The sequence below is a fragment of the Nonomuraea sp. B19D2 genome (assembly GCF_040137845.1).
GTDB lineage: Bacteria > Actinomycetota > Actinomycetes > Streptosporangiales > Streptosporangiaceae > Nonomuraea.
The window spans coordinates 373,829-387,948 of record NZ_JBEFAK010000001.1; the positions used below are offsets into that span (position 1 = coordinate 373,829).

A 14,120-nucleotide genomic window follows, 5' to 3' on the forward strand; every position below is an offset into this window, starting at 1 on the left:
AGCTTCCCTTGCTCGAGCCGATCCTGCAGGCATTCGTCACCATGAACGGCATCGCCACCAGCCCCTTCGTCCTCGTGGTGCTCGCCCTCATCGGTGCCTACCTCGGCAGCCGTGTCGTCGAGATCATCCCGTTCACCCGCCGGATCATCGAGCGCCGCGAAGCCCAGGCAGCCGAGCGCGAGTAGCCACAGGCCCGCCCACACTGGACGTCAGCGGCCGGTCCACGACCGCTGGGCGGGATACGCTCGTGGCGCTGTTCCAGCAGCACACCGGCGACACCCGCCCTCCTCGACGCCTGGCGGATCCGCGCCGAGGAACCGGCCACAGGGCGGATAAGCCCGCGGCCGGGAGGCCGACCGCGGGGTCGCGATGGTCAAGGTGCCGGCGAAAGGCCCACCCCCGAAAAGGGGCTAGCGGGCCGTAGGCATGCGCTGCCAGGCCAACCGGGCCGCCCCTGCCAGGGCCGCGTGCACGCCCAGGGTGCTCTGGTGGACCCGCACCGCCCGGACGAACGCCAGCCCTGCCACGTCGTCCAGCATGCGCTCCAGTGGGTCGAACAGCACCTTTCCCGCCGCCGACACGCCGCCCCCGATGACCACCGTGGTGATCTCGACTGCGGCCGCCGTGGAGGCGATCATCCCGGCCAGCGCCCGCGCACCGCGTTCGAACGCCGCCACCGCCACCGGATCGCCGGCCGCGGCGTCCCTGGCGAGTGCTCGCGCGTCCGCCTTCCCGTCCGATTGGCCCGGTGCGGGCGACCAGCCGTTCTCCAGGGCCCAGCGGGCGAGGTTGGGACCGCTGGAGTAGCGCTCGACGCAACCCCGGCCGCCGCACTCGCACCGCTCGCCGCTTGGATCGATGGACATGTGGCCGACGTGTCCGGCGTTCCCGGTCGGTCCCAGCAGCGGTCTGCCGTCGATCACCAGTCCGCCGCCGATCCCGGTGGACACCACGATCCCGAGCAACGAGGCACTGTCACGTCCCGCCCCCAGCCAGTGCTCCCCGAGCGCGAAGCACTGCGCGTCGCCCGCGAGCACGGTGGGCAGTCCCGTCAGCTTCCGCACCTCCTCACGCAGGGGGAAGCCGCGCCAACTGGGCATGTTCACTGGGCTCACCGTCCCGGTGGCCAGGTCCAGTGGCCCGGCGCAGCCGATCCCGACGGCTTGTGGCGGCGGGCCGTCCTCGGTCACTTCCGCGATGAGCGCCGCCAGGGCGGCCATGACGTCCGTACGTGGCGTGGGCCGCGTACCGGAACGCAACACGGAACCCTCCTCGTCCACCAATGCGGCGGCGAGTTTGGTTCCTCCGATGTCAATGGCAAGTACGTAGGTCATCAATGTTTGTGGTGGTTGTCGGGCTGGCGGGGATCGCCAGGGTGTTCAAGTCCGGGCACGAGTTCGACCTTCTGGGCGCGCATGTCATCCAGCCAGCGCGCGAAGGCCCTTCGCCGCGCGGCATCGAGCAGCGTCGCTCCACTCCGGTCGGATTGGGGGTGGGTGGTGGCTTGCTCGGCTGAGGTGGGTGCATCGCATGCGGGCGGCAAAGGAGATCTTGGTTCTGGCCGAAGGGCGGCTCCTCGTTCTTTCGGGTCGATGGTGGCACTCGCCGCGTGGCCGTTGAGGCGTTCCGCGGGGGCGGTGTCCGGCGGCAGCTGCGTTGCCGTGGCCGTAGTGGCAGCGGTGACGATTGCGACGTGCCAGCCCAAGGTGTCCTGCACCGGGCCGACCAGGGTGCCGTGTGGATGGCGTTGGAGCGCGTCGGCTATTGCCGCAGGTAGGGAGTCGAGCGAGGCCGGGCCGAGCGGGTCGAGGGTGTCGGGCGTCGCCTGGTGGGCGCTCGAGCGGTCCGGGAAGAGGCGGTGCCGGATGAGGTGCTGCGGTGAGCGCCCGGCTGGGGCGGGGGATCGCCACTCCGGTGGGGCTTCCGTGGCGGCGGTGACGTGCTTGAACACGGCGCGCACCCACGGGTTGCCGTTGTAGGCGGCGGTGTTGATGGAGCCCAGCTCGACGGCCGCCACGCCCTCGAACGGCTCGGCCTCCACCGGATCGAGCTCCAACTCCGACGCCACCGCTTCGCACAGCGCCTCGGTGAGGATGACCTGGGTCAGCCACCTGGCGAGTTGACGGTCTTCCGAGCTTCCGGGCACGGGCAGCGTCGCGCGGAAGGGCCCGTTGCGCAGGTCGGCGATTCGTCGTTGGAGCCGCTCGCGGGGGATCGGACGACCGTCGACCCACCCGGCCACCGCGCCCACGCCGGGTGCCGAGGGCGGGCCGGCGGCAGGCGGACGCACGCGCACCGTCACCGGGTCACCTCCAGGCGGATCGCCGGGCTGTACTGGCAGCGGCCGAACCACATGACCTTGGCCAGGGCCCAGGCGTGGCCGGCTGGTGCGTCCTCTGGCACCTCCACCGGGAACGCCACGTCCACCGTTTCGCCCGCTGCGACCGCGAAGCCCTGGATGACCTCGGGGAGCAGGTGCCACGTCCCCCAGGGTGACGCGAGTTGGGACTCGCCGCGGATCTCGTCGGAGGTGGTGTTGGTGAGCCTCAGCACGAGCGAGGTGCTGGTGCCGGGGCGGAGGGTGAGAGCGTCGGTGAGGGGGGAGACGGACAGGCCGGTGGGGCGGGCCTCGGCGGACTTGGTGCCGCGGTCGGCCCTGATGGTCGCGGGCGGTGCGCCCTGGACCGGGAGTTCGGGGGTGCTGCCGAGGGCGACCGTGGTGACGTCTTCGATGAGCTGGCCGCCTACCGAGGTGCGGGCGGAGATGAAGTGCAGGCCCGTGGCAGGGCCGTCGTCCGCGGGAGTGGCGGACGGAGGCTGTGCCGGCCGTGGGGTCACGGTGACCGGGAAGCGGAGGTGGCCGCCTGGAGGGAGGCGGAAGGCGCGTTGGGCGGGGGCGGCGGTCCAGCCTTCCGGGAGGCGGAGGGAGACCAGACCCTCGTGGGGCTCGTCCGTCAGGTGGGAGGAGAGCACCACGTCCACGTCGAACGGCTCTCCGTCCGGCGGGGTGACCAGGCCGGGGCTGATCGTCAGGGAGATCGGCAGGTAGCCGAGCGGGGCCGGGCCCTTGTTGTGGAGCCAGTAGCGGGTGAAGACCGGCTGGGCCTGCTCTGTTGTGGGGCCGAGCTCGGGTTTGGGCTGTGGGAGCACGGTGCCGGGTTCGCCAGTGGTGTCCCGGCTGGTGGTGGCCAGGTATGTGGCGATTTCGGAGCCAGTCAGGTGGAGGTTGGGGGCCGTGACCGGGGTGCCGGGGTGTTCCAGGAGGTTGGAGTGGGTGAGGGAGTGCAGGGGGAGGAGCGGGGAGCTGATCTCTGCTGTGGAGCCCAGGCCGGTGGATTCGACCAAGCGGATCGTCACGCCTTGGTCCGGCCCGGTGGTGTGGCCGTGGGCGTGGGGGTTTCCGGTGGCCTTGAGGGTGCCCAGGAGGACGTCTCCGGCGGGGGTGAGGGTCAGGAGGGAGTGGGTTTGAGGAAGATCGCCGGGTTGGGGGGTTGTGATGGTGCGGTGCAGCAGAGGCGTGATGTGCTCCTGGGCCTTGGCGGGCAGTTGCTGGGCTCGCCAGTCACCCTCGCCGGCGACCAGGGAGTAGGAGAACTCGTGCGTCCAGTGTTGGAGCTGGAAGCCTGAGCCGTCCGGCGTCGTGCGGTGCGGTGGGTCCAGCCAGATGCCGGACGGCCAGCCCGTGCAGGAGCGCATCAACGACAGGTGCAGTGCGCCCGATGGGTCCACCGCGAAGCCCGGTAGGCCGTAGGCGAGCAGCGCGACCGTGCGGTTGTCGAGGCTCTCCGTGCCCAGGGGGCATACTGCTTCGATCGTCGCGTCCTTCAGGTCTGTCACCAGGTCGGCGACCGGGCCTGTGACGATCAGGGCCGGGAGCGCGCGTACGTCGCGTAGGTCGGCGCTCGGCTGCCAGACCGCCGCGAGCGGGCGCTCGGCCGGGATCCACACTCGGGACGCGCCCGACTTCAGGGTGTCCAGGTAGACCGGGTCTGCTCGGGAGAGGATCTCGGCGGCGAGCGGGTTGGTGTCGGGGCCGCCCAGGACGATGCGTACGTCCGGAAGGTTCGAGTCGACGTCGAGCCAGCCGTACCTGGTGCCTGGAGCGGATGACGTGGTGGCGGTCACGCCCACGCGGGCCAGGGCCACCACCAGGTCGCGGGCCTCCGGGGCGTCCGCCAGGGTGGGCACCACGACCTCGGCCACGCCCAAGGCCCGCGCGCCCGCCTCGCCCAGATCGGCCTTCGCCGTGGCGGACAGGCCGAACCAGGTGTTGGCCGGGTTGTCGAGCGTCCACGGGTGCTCGGCCGAGTCCACGTCGGGGAGCGCGAAGCCGCGGCCCACCACGGCACCCGAGACGTCGGACACCGGTAGCGCGCCTTCGACCCTGGCCGGGAAGCGGACGCGGAGCAGGCGGTCGGCGCCGGTGTGGTCGAGCACGCGGGTGGTGAAGTCGATCCGGCCGGAGCCGTGCAGCAGGGTGAGGGTCTGCTCGTAGGCGATCTCGCCGACCTGCCCCGTGACGATCAGGCGCTGGCCTATCGGGCTGGTGTCGGTGCGTGCGGTCACCGCCTGCGCGTCGGCGGAGCCGACCACCCGGCCCGTGGGGATGAGGTGCCAGGGGCCCTCGCCCATGTCCGGGTGCTGGGGATATTCGTCGTACAGGCGGAGCTCGTTGCCGAGCCCGGTGAGCAGCTCCCGGCCGGATGAACGGTCGAGGATCGAGGTGAGCGTGCCGCCTCGGGAGGGATCGGCCGTGACCTGCCATCGGTCGCTCTGGATGGTGATCGGGTCGATGGCCGGCGCCCCGTCGGCCGTGCCGGCGGCGGCCCTTGGGGTGGTGAGGTCGTCGGCTCTGGCCGGGCGCCAGGGGGCGGGGGAGCCGTTCGCTATCTGGTATGTGCGCCAGCCCATCGACGGAACGTCGCGGGCCAGGAAGGTCAGCGTGCCCTGCTCCCAGACGGCGGGGACCTCGGTGCCGGAGGGGTCGGCGAGGGTGTGCCCGGTCGGCAGGGGGACGCGGACCAGGCCGTCGCGGGCGAAGGGCAGGGTGTTGGTCACCACCACGCTCGGCGTGTCCACCCCGATCCGGCCCGTCAGGGCGGCGAGGGCGTTGTCTCGAGCGGTCGTGGCCAGGTCGTACGCCTCTCGCCACCCGGCCAGCAGGTCGATGTAGACCTGGTCGGACTCCGAGCCGGTGATCGCGTCGTGGTGCGCGCCGTAGGCCAGCTGGCGCCACACCTTGTCGAGCGCCGTGTGCGGGTAGCCGCCGAGCCCGAGCAGGGTCGCGAACGTCGACAGCCGCTCGGCGTCCAGCGCGGCCACCTCGGCGGCGCGCTGGGCCTGCTTGGTGTCGATGTACGACACGTCTTTGCCGGTGTAGATGGGGTTCATGTCGCGGGTCTGGGGGCTGAATGACGACATGTCGGCGCGGACGGCGTCCAGGAAGTCCCGGGGCGTGGCGCAGACGAACCTGGGCCAGACATAGCGGCTCGCCCACGTGCGGTGGATGTCGGTGACCCACTTGTTGGGCGGGGTGTAGTCGGTGCCGACCGGGAGGAGGATGTTCTTGGTCGCGGCCACCGGCTTGAGCGAGCGGTAGAGGTCGTAGACCGCCTGGCAGGCCTCGTCCAGGGAGGGCGAGGAGTCCATCCTCCAGCCCGCGGAGTAGTGGGCGGGCATGTAGTGGGTCAGGACCCCCTGGCCGGACGGCGAGATCCACTCGAACTCGCTGGGAAACTGCATCAGCGCGGCGTCGTTCTTGGCCTGCTTGAAGTTTTTGCTGATCGGGCCCCACTGGTGGAACGGCCCGCGCGCCCATGCGCTGCCGGTCAGCCCGGCCGCCGCAAGATAGCCGGGGAACTGCGGGTCGTGGCCGAACACGTCGAGCTGCCACGCGGTGCGCGGGTCGCCGCCCAGGATGTCGCGCTGGTAGCCGATGCCGTAGACGAGGTTGCGGATCGTCGTCTCGGCGCCGGTCAGGTTGGTGTTGGGCTCGTTGTACGTGCCGCCGATCAGCTCGACTCTGCCCTCGGCCATAAGGGCGCGCAGGTCGGCCCGCCGCTCGGGGTGGGTGTCGAAGAACGGCTTGAGATAGTCGACCTCGGCCAGCACGAAACGGTAGTCGGGGTCGCGTAGCGCCAGCTCGATGTGGGCCTCGACCAGCGCGAACGCGTTTCGCTCCCACAGCGGTCTGGTGGTGCCGTCGCCGGACAGCAGCGCCCAGGGGCTGGTGTAGGCCGCCTGCGTGTTCCACCACACCGGGTCGTAGTGGAAGTGGGACACCATATACATCGTCCAGCCCGGCTCCTCGGCCGTGACCGTGACCTCCAGCGACTCCTCGCCCAGCATGATCACGCAGGGCACGGCGCTGCCCGGCGGCGCGGACACGGCCAGGGGCACCTCGAGAACGGCGGCGGCCGCGGGCACGGTCACCAGCTCGGCCAGCCGCACGCCCTCGCCGCGCAGCTCCAGCGGCGACTCGTGCTCTCCCTGGGCAACGCTGACTCTCAGCACCTGGCGGGGCATGTCGCGGGAGCCCACGAACAGGTCGGTCGACTCTGCGGACAACAGGCGGCAAGGCAAGGGGGGACACCTCCTGAGCATGTTGCTGGCGCCCGCAACACTAAGCCCTTCCAAGATCAATGACAACGATGTCAGCGATTGCCTGTGGATAACTCGGCGCAGGCTGCCTGCTGTCTGTGGATAACTCTCGGATTTCGAGGCCGGCGGGCGCGCCCTGCCGGTGGCGGTGGCAGGTTCCACGAGGGCGCCGCCGGTGGTGGTCGGGGGGCGTGCCGAGGCTGCGGGCGAACATGGAAGGATTGCGGCATGAGCGCAGTGAAACTCGACGGCAAGGCGACCGCCGCCAAGATCAAGGCAGACCTCACGGCCCGGGTGGCCGCGCTCAAGGAACGCGGCATCACGCCCGGCCTGGGCACCGTGCTGGTGGGCGACGACCCCGGCAGCCAGATCTACGTCGCGGGCAAGCACCGCGACTGCGCCGAGGTGGGCATCGCCTCCATCCGCGTCGACCTCCCCGCGACCGCCACCCAGGAAGAGGTCGAGGCGGCCGTCGACGAGCTCAACGCCTCACCCGAGTGCACCGGCTACATCGTCCAGCTGCCCCTCCCCAAGCACCTCGACACGATGGCCCTGCTCGAGCGCATGGACCCGGCCAAGGACGCCGACGGCCTGCACCCCGTCAACCTCGGCCGCCTCGTCCACATGGTCGACGCCCCGCTCCCGTGCACCCCGCACGGCATCGTGCTGCTCCTGCAGGAGTACGGCGTGCCGATCAAGGGTGCGGAGGTGGCCGTGGTCGGGCGCGGCATCACGGTGGGCCGCTCGCTCGGCCTCCTGCTCACCCGCCGCAGCGAGAACGCCACCGTGACCCTCTGCCACACCGGCACCCAGGACCTGGCCGGCCACGTGCGCCGGGCGGACATCGTGGTGGCGGCGGCGGGCGTGCCCGGCCTGATCACCCGCGACATGGTCAAGCCCGGCGCGGCCGTCCTCGACGTGGGGGTCTCCCGGGTGGAGGGGAAGATCGCCGGTGACGTGGCGCCGGACGTGGCGGAGGTAGCGGGGTTCCTCACCCCCAACCCGGGCGGCGTCGGCCCCATGACCCGCGCCCTGCTCCTGTCCAACGTGGTGGAGGCCGCCGAGCGCCTCCACTGAGCGGCGCCCCTGCCACGCGAGCACGGACCGCGAGACGCGACGGGCCGGACGCAAAACCGCGTGACGGACGAGACGTGGGGTGCCGCACGCCAAACGTGCGGCACCCGCGAAAGACCTAGAACGGGTACGCGGCGATGTCCCCCTGCATGGTGACCCACTGCGTCTCCGTGAAGGCGTCGACGTTCGCCCCGGTGCCGCCGAACCGGGCCCCCGTCCCCGAGGCCCCCACCCCGCCGAACGGCGCCACGGCCTCGTCGTCCACGGTCTGGTCGTTGATGTGCACGATCCCCGTCGGCACCAGGTCGGCCAGCGCCAGCCCCTTCATCACGTCGCGGGTCAGGATGCCCAGCGACAACCCGTACTCGGAGTCCGCGGCCAGCGCCGCCGCCTCCTCCAGCGTGGAGAACGTCGTCACCGGCGCCACCGGCCCGAACACCTCCTCCGCGTACGCGGGCGCGCTCACGGGCACCCCGGCCAGCACGGTGGGCCGGTAGAACAGCCCCTCGTACGTCCCGCCGGCGGCGAGCCTGGCCCCGGCCTCCACGCTGGCGGTGACCAGTCGGTGCACCCGGTCCCGCTGCCCGGCGTCGATGAGCGGCCCGAGCGCGACCTGCCCGGTGGCGGGGTCGCCGACCGGCAGGCCCGCGGCCTTGGCGGCGAGGCGCTCGACGTACTCCTCGGCCACGGCCTCGTGCACGAGGTGCCGCCCCGAGGTCATGCAGATCTGCCCCTGGTGGAAGAACGACGCCCACGCGCCCGCGGACGCGGCCGGACCGAGGTCGGCGTCGTCGAACACGACCAGCGCCGAGTTCCCGCCCAGCTCCAGGTGCACCCGCTTGAGCAGGCGCGCCGCGGCCTCGCCGACCTTGCGCCCGGCGGCGGTCGAGCCGGTGAAGGAGATCACGGGGATGTTCGGGTCGGCGACCAGCGCCTGACCGGCCTCGGGACCGCCGGGCAGCACGTGCAGCAGCCCGCTGGGCAGCCCGGCCTCCTCGAAGATGCGCGCGATCGCGAACCCGCCGCAGACGGCCGTACGCTGGTCCGGCTTGAACACGACCGCGTTCCCCAGCGCGAGCGCCGGGGCGACCGACCGGATGCCCAGGATCAGCGGGAAGTTGAACGGCGCGATCACGCCCACCACCCCGACCGGCACCCGCCGCGCGAAGCTGAGCCGCCTGCGGGCCGTCGGCAGCACCTCGCCCAGGGGCTGCGAGGCCAGCGCCGCCGCCTCGTAGCACTCCTGCGCCGCCACGTGCGTCTCGAACCCGGCCTTGCCCGGCACGCCGCCGGACTCGCGGACGATCCAGTCCTGGATCTCCTGCGCGTGCTCCTCGAACAGCCGCCCGGCCCGCCGCAGCAGCGCCGCCCGCTCCTCGTACGGCGTCGCGGCCCACGCCCGCTGCTCTTTCCGAGCCCGTACGGCCGTCGCCGCCACGTCGTCGGCGCCGGCCGTGCCCGCGCGCCCGAGTTCGTCGCCGGTCGCGGGCTCGATGACCGGGGCATCACCGGCCCGCGAGGCCGTCCATCCGCCGTCGAAGATCGATCCCGTCCAGATCTTGGGGTCGAGGAACGTCATGGTGAGCCTCCTAAGGCTGGAAATCCGGGTCCACGGTCACGGTCACGTCGAGCAGCAGGGGTTCCTCGCGGGCCGCGAGCGACGGCAGCACCTCGTCCAGCGCCGCCGTCAGCTCGTCGTACGTGTCCACCCGCCGGGCCGGGCACCCCAGCGACCTGGCCAGCCCGCCCATGTCCACCTCGGTGAACGGCGGCCACGGAGCCTTGCCGCCCTGCTTGTCGGCCAGCCGGTCCATGACCGCGTACCGGCCGTTGGCGAGCACGACGAACAGCGTGCCCACCCGGTAGTGCGCAGCGCTCCAGAGGGCGTGCATGCCGTAGAGCGCCGACCCGTCGCCCACGACCGCGACCACGGGCCGCTCGGGGAGCGCCATCCGCAGGCCGACCGCGGCGGGCACGGCGAACCCCAGCCCGCCCATGGCCGCCGACAGGAAGCCGAGCGGGGTCCTGGCGGGCACGAGCCGGTGCAGGTCGGGGCGGGAGGACGGGGTCTCCTCGATCAGCACGGTGTCGTCCGGCAGCCGCAGCGCCAGCTCACGTAGCACGTGCGCCGCCCGCAACGGCCGCCCTTCTGCTGGCAATTCGGGAATGTCGGGCACGTCCGGACGGCGCGCAACCGGAGACCGGGACGGAAGCAGGGCGGCCAGGCGGGCACAGACGGCCGACGGCGAGGCGAGGTAGGCCAGGGCGGCCGGGCTCCGATGCGCTTCGGCCGGGTCGTCCGTGACCACCGCGACCGACGTCCCCGGCGCCACCAGGGGCCCGGGTGCGAACGGGTACTGCCGGAAGACCGGAGCCCCCACCGCCAGCACCACGTCATGAGAGGCCAACGCCTCCCGCAGCCGGACCCGGTCGGCCGGCAGCACCCCGGCGTACTGCGGATGGTCCTGCGGGAACCCGGCCCGCCCGCCGAACGCCTCCTGGAACACCGGACAACCCAGCCGCCCGGCCAGCAGGACCAGCGACTCCCATCCCGCCCCCGCGCCCGCCACGATCGCCGGGGACCGGGCCCCCGACAGCAGCTCCACCAGCGGCGCCAGGTCGTCATCGGAGACGGCGACGGGCCGCACCACCCGGACCGGCGCCGCCACGCTCTCCCCGGAGCAGGGCGCCGCCCAGTCGTCCATCGGCACCACCACCAGCGCGGGCCCGCGGAAGGTCGTCGCCTCGTGAAAGGCCCGCGCCACCGCCCCCGGCACGTCCTGCGCCCGCACCGGCTGATCCACCCGCACCGGATACTCCCCGGCCAGCCCGCGAAGGTGCCCGGCCAGGAACGGCTCCAGCGCCAGATGCCGCCGGTCCTGCTGACCGACCAGGATCACCAGCGGCACCCGGTTCACCCGGGCGGTGGCGATGGCCCCCACCGCGTTCCCCAGCCCCGCAGTGGTGTGCAGGACGGCCAGCGCGGGCGCCTCGTGCCCGAGCGCCCACCCGGTGGCCATCCCCACGACCGAGCCCTCGTGGAGGGCGAGCACGAAACGCAGGTCGTCCGGCAGCCCGGTCAGCAGCGTCACCTCGGTGGAGCCGGGATTGCCGAAGACCGTGGTCAGCCCGTACCGCCTGAGCATGTCGAACGTGGCGTCCCTGACCGTCGTCATCGCTCGCCCCTGGCCCGCTGGATCTGCCGGTACACGTGGCCGCGCAGCTCACCGAAGCGAGGCAGCGACCGGGTCGCGAGCTGATCGCGTTCGGGGGGCAGGTCAATCTTCAGGTCCTCCATGATCACGGTCGGGGACGAGGACAGCACGATCACCCGCTGCCCCAGGTACACGGCCTCGTCGATGTCATGGGTGACGAACAGCGTGGTCACCCCGAGGTCCCGCCACAGCCGCAGGATCAGGTCCTCCAGGTCGGCCCTGGTCTGCGCGTCCACGGCGGCGAACGGCTCGTCCATCAGCAGCACCTGCGGCTCGTACGCCACCGCCCTGGCGATGGCCACCCGCTGCTGCATGCCGCCCGACAGCTGCCAGGGATGGGCGTCGGCGGCGTCGCCGAGCCCGACGGCCTCCAGGGAGCCGGCGACCAGCTCGCGCCGGCGCCCGGCGGGCACCTTCTTCTCCCTCAGCGGCAGCTCGACGTTCTGCCGCACGGTCATCCAGGGGAACAGGCTCCTGCCGTACTCCTGGAAGACCACGGCCATGCGCGGCGGCGGCCCGGTCACGAGCGCGCCGTCCACCCGCACCTCGCCCCCGCTGACCGGCAGCAGCCCGGCGACGCACCTCAGCAACGTGGTCTTGCCGCATCCGGAAGGCCCCACCACGCACACCAGCTCACCGGCGCCGACGCCGAAGGTGACCGAGTGGATCGCCTCCACCCGGCGACCCGGGCTCTCGTAGACCTTGTTCAACGAGGAGATCTCAAGCACGGGCGGCTCCACTGCCGTAGTACCAGGACAACACCCGCCGCTCCACGCGGCGGAAGAGGACGGACAGCGCCAGGCCGAGCAGCCCGAGCAGCAGGATCCCGCTCCACATCTCGGCGATCTGGAACTGCCGCTGGAACACCACGATCGTGAACCCCAGCCCGCTGGAGCTGGCGAACATCTCGCTGATGACCATGAGGATGATCCCGATGGACAGCGCCTGACGCAGCCCGGTCATGATCTGCGGGCTGGCTCCCCGCAGCACGAACCGCCGCAACCTGGACGCGCCACGCACCCCGTACATGCGGCAGGTGTCGGCGAGGACCTCGTCAAGCGCGCGTACGCCCGCCACAGTGTTCAACAGGATCGGCCACACGCAGCCGGACACGATGACCAGCACCTTCATGGGCGTGTCGATCCCGGCCAGCAACATGATCAGCGGCACCAGCAGGGGCGGCGGGATGGCCCTGAAGAACTCCAGCACCGGCTCAAGCGTGGCCCGCAGCCGCCACGACGACCCGATCAGCACGCCGAGGCCCACACCGAGCAGCCCCGCCACCGCGTAGCCCGCCAGCAGCCGCCCGGCGCTGGGCAGCACGTCCTCGAGCAGGCGCGCCGAGAACCAGGTCTCGGCGAACGCCCGCACCACCACGCCCGGGCTCGGCAGGTAGAACGCGCTCCCGCTGACCGCCCACCAGACCAGCACCAGCAGCCCGGGCAGGGCGAGCAGCCTGACGACTCTCATGAGCAGCCTGACGACTCTCCTGGGCTGCCTGGCGGCTCTCATGCGGCCACCTCCGACCGGACGCTCGGATGCCAGGCCAGCACCTTCCGTTCGAGCAGCCGCACGGCCGCGTTCACCCCGATGCCGACCAGCCCGGCCAGCACGATCAGCGCGTACACGGTCGGCACGGCCCCGCTGCTCTGCGCCACCTGGATCTCCGCCCCCAGCCCGGGACTGCCGATCACCAGCTCGGCAGTCACCGCGAGGATGAACGCCACCACCGCCGCCAACCTGAGCCCCGTCATGACGTACGGCAGCGCGGTCGGCCACACCAGGTGCCTGACCCTGGACCAGGCCGACAGCCCGTACGACCTGGCGGTGTCGAAGGCCACGGAGTCCACGGCCGCGACGCCGTACAGGACCTGGATGAGCACCTGCCAGAACGAGGCGTACACGACGAGCATGAGCGTCGAGCCGAGCGACGGCCCGAACAGCAGCGTCGCCAGCGGCACCAGCGCGACCGACGGGATGGGCCGCAGGAACTCGACCGTGGAGTTCGTCAGCGCGCGCAGCCCCGGCACGATGCCGATGACCACGCCGGCCACGACCGCCGCGCAGAACGCCAGCGCCAGCCCCAGCGCCCAGCCGCGCATGGTCTCGCCCAGCGCGATCCACAACTCCGGCGTGGCCAGCCCCGCGGCGAGCGTGCCCAGGATGCGCGAGGCGGGCGGCAGGAACCGCTCGTCGACCAGGCCGAGCCGCGGCACGGCCTCCGTCAGCGCCAGCAGCCCGCCGAGTCCGGCGAGACCGTACCCGATCCTCGTCAGCGAACCGGTCACGGCACCAGCGCCGAGACGTCGACCTTCTGCTTGAGCACCCCGTCCGCCAGCGCCAGGTCGGCCACGGTCTGCACGGAGGCCTTGTTCACCTCGACGGGCCACTTCGGCAGGTAGATCTTCGCGATCACCTCGGGTGTGATCTTGGTGTACGTCTTCAGCACCTCTCTGACCTCGTCCGGATGCGAGTCGGCGTACTCCAGCGACTTACGCATCGCGGCCGTGAACCGCTTGGTGAGGTCGGGGTCGGTCCTGCCCGTGGTGAAGTACATGGCGACGGTCAGATTGGGCGCGGCGTCGGCGAAGTTCCAGGCCACGGGGCGCGCTCCCTGGCTGATGGCCTGGCTGACGAACGGCTCGACCACCCAGATGGCGTCCACCCGGCCGCTCTGCAGCGCGGCGGGCGCGTCGGGGAAGGGCAGCTCCACGAACTCGATGCCGCCTGGGTCGCCTCCCGCGTTGCGCACGGAGGCGCGTACGGTCGTGTCGCCGATGTTCTTGAGCTGGTTGACCGAGATCTTCCTGCCCGCCAGGTCCTTGGCCGTCCTGATCGGGCTGTCCTGCTTGACCAGCACCGCGCTGAAGTCCTTGCCCGGCCGGCCGGTGGAGGAGACGCCGTTGGCGACCACCTTGACGTCGAGGCCCTGCTGCTTGGCGGTCAGGAGCGAGGTCGTGTTCGCGAAGGCGAACTGGAACTGCGCGCTCACCGCCCCCGAGACCGCGGCCGCGCCGCCCTGGACGGGGGTGATCGTGAGATCGATGTTCTGCTCGTCGAAGAAGCCCTTGGCCTTGCCGAGGTGGATCGGAGCGGTGTCGACGATCGCGATCACTCCGGCGTTGACCTTGGTCTGGCCGGTCGAGGTGGGCTGGGTGCCGCCGCAGGCGGCCACGAGTAAGGCGGCGAGGACGATGAGAGCGCGACGCACGGTTGCTCCTATTTGTTCGC

The 14,120-nt window shown here is 71.9% G+C and carries 11 protein-coding genes; 2 read left to right on the top strand and 9 right to left on the bottom strand.

All coding sequences use genetic code 11. The annotated features are described in order from the left end of the window. Positions 1-8 precede the first annotated feature (8 nt). The gene (locus ABN273_RS01935; RefSeq protein WP_349446830.1) at positions 9-185 is read left to right on the top strand and encodes a hypothetical protein; all 177 of its coding nucleotides are present in this window, start codon (positions 9-11) and stop codon (positions 183-185) included. Between the two features lie 225 nt (positions 186-410). On the opposite strand, the gene ABN273_RS01940 is transcribed toward ABN273_RS01935, so the two are convergent. The 3 genes from ABN273_RS01940 to ABN273_RS01950 are packed head-to-tail and all read right to left on the bottom strand — an operon-like array spanning position 411 to position 6,567. After that, complete coding sequence (locus ABN273_RS01940; RefSeq protein WP_349446831.1) at positions 411-1,334, bottom strand: ROK family protein; 924 nt, start codon at positions 1,332-1,334, stop codon at positions 411-413. Further along, positions 1,334-2,302 (bottom strand): DUF7158 domain-containing protein, encoded by a 969-nt coding sequence (locus ABN273_RS01945; protein WP_349446832.1) that lies wholly within the window; start codon positions 2,300-2,302, stop codon positions 1,334-1,336. The genes ABN273_RS01940 and ABN273_RS01945 overlap by 1 nt, the downstream gene beginning before the upstream one ends. Then, positions 2,299-6,567 carry a glycoside hydrolase family 38 N-terminal domain-containing protein gene (locus tag ABN273_RS01950; protein ID WP_349446833.1) on the bottom strand — a complete coding sequence of 1,423 codons (4,269 nt, stop codon included), beginning with the start codon at positions 6,565-6,567 and terminating at the stop codon, positions 2,299-2,301. The genes ABN273_RS01945 and ABN273_RS01950 overlap by 4 nt, the downstream gene beginning before the upstream one ends. A 261-nt stretch (positions 6,568-6,828) precedes the next feature. Here ABN273_RS01950 and ABN273_RS01955 point away from each other — a divergent pair, with 261 nt between their 5' ends. Then, complete coding sequence (locus ABN273_RS01955; RefSeq protein ID WP_349446834.1) at positions 6,829-7,677, top strand: bifunctional methylenetetrahydrofolate dehydrogenase/methenyltetrahydrofolate cyclohydrolase; 849 nt, start codon at positions 6,829-6,831, stop codon at positions 7,675-7,677. A 115-nt stretch (positions 7,678-7,792) separates the two neighbouring features. On the opposite strand, the gene ABN273_RS01960 is transcribed toward ABN273_RS01955, so the two are convergent. From ABN273_RS01960 to ABN273_RS01985, 6 genes are read right to left on the bottom strand one after another with little or no spacing between them, the layout of a single operon-like run. Then, entirely contained in the window at positions 7,793-9,253 is a 1,461-nt protein-coding gene (locus tag ABN273_RS01960; RefSeq protein ID WP_349446835.1) for a benzaldehyde dehydrogenase, read from the bottom strand. A 10-nt stretch (positions 9,254-9,263) separates the two neighbouring features. Next, a complete protein-coding gene (locus ABN273_RS01965) occupies positions 9,264-10,850 on the bottom strand; it encodes a thiamine pyrophosphate-dependent enzyme (RefSeq protein ID WP_349446836.1) in 1,587 nt (528 codons plus the stop codon). Beyond that, positions 10,847-11,617, bottom strand: coding sequence for an ABC transporter ATP-binding protein (locus tag ABN273_RS01970; protein WP_349446837.1), 771 nt, complete (start codon positions 11,615-11,617; stop codon positions 10,847-10,849). Before ABN273_RS01970 ends, ABN273_RS01965 begins: the two co-directional genes overlap by 4 nt. Continuing rightward, positions 11,610-12,401, bottom strand: coding sequence for an ABC transporter permease (locus tag ABN273_RS01975; protein WP_349446838.1), 792 nt, complete (start codon positions 12,399-12,401; stop codon positions 11,610-11,612). The genes ABN273_RS01970 and ABN273_RS01975 overlap by 8 nt, the downstream gene beginning before the upstream one ends. After that, positions 12,398-13,177 (bottom strand): ABC transporter permease, encoded by a 780-nt coding sequence (locus ABN273_RS01980; protein ID WP_349446839.1) that lies wholly within the window; start codon positions 13,175-13,177, stop codon positions 12,398-12,400. The genes ABN273_RS01975 and ABN273_RS01980 overlap by 4 nt, the downstream gene beginning before the upstream one ends. Beyond that, entirely contained in the window at positions 13,174-14,100 is a 927-nt protein-coding gene (locus ABN273_RS01985; RefSeq protein ID WP_349446840.1) for an ABC transporter substrate-binding protein, read from the bottom strand. Before ABN273_RS01985 ends, ABN273_RS01980 begins: the two co-directional genes overlap by 4 nt. Positions 14,101-14,120: the final 20 nt, after the last annotated feature.

Coding starts and splice junctions, on each gene's coding strand:
- ABN273_RS01940 (WP_349446831.1), bottom strand. CDS start 1,334: ATGACCTACGTACTTGCCATTGACATCGGAGGAACCAAACTCGCCGCC.
- ABN273_RS01955 (WP_349446834.1), top strand. CDS start 6,829: ATGAGCGCAGTGAAACTCGACGGCAAGGCGACCGCCGCCAAGATCAAG.
- ABN273_RS01960 (WP_349446835.1), bottom strand. CDS start 9,253: ATGACGTTCCTCGACCCCAAGATCTGGACGGGATCGATCTTCGACGGC.
- ABN273_RS01965 (WP_349446836.1), bottom strand. CDS start 10,850: ATGACGACGGTCAGGGACGCCACGTTCGACATGCTCAGGCGGTACGGG.
- ABN273_RS01975 (WP_349446838.1), bottom strand. CDS start 12,401: ATGAGAGCCGCCAGGCAGCCCAGGAGAGTCGTCAGGCTGCTCATGAGA.